1 protein-coding gene is annotated in these 212 nt (G+C 59.0%); it reads left to right on the top strand.

Annotation, left to right across the window (positions count from 1 at the left end; all coding sequences use genetic code 11):
• On the top strand, positions 1 to 212 hold a 212-nt coding region (locus QME71_11150), incomplete at both ends, for an excinuclease ABC subunit B (GenBank protein MDI6858855.1).

Here is a 212-nt window from a genome sequence, read left to right as displayed (position 1 = left end):
AGCTCTACAACGAGTTTAAAGAGTTCTTCCCGCAGAACCGCGTGGAGTACTTCGTCTCCTACTACGACTACTACCAGCCGGAGTCCTACATCCCGAAGAAGGACCAGTACATCGAGAAGGATGCGGCGATCAACCCCAAGCTCGAGCAGCTCCGCCTCTCCGCCACCGCATCGCTCGCCATGCGCTCGGACGTGATCGTGGTCGCCTCGGTC

The sequence above is a fragment of the Dehalococcoidia bacterium genome (assembly GCA_030018455.1).
Taxonomy (GTDB): domain Bacteria; phylum Chloroflexota; class Dehalococcoidia; order DSTF01; family JALHUB01; genus JASEFU01.
The sequence above is the reverse complement of the archived record's forward strand: the minus strand, read 5'-3'. Positions and strand labels throughout refer to the sequence as shown.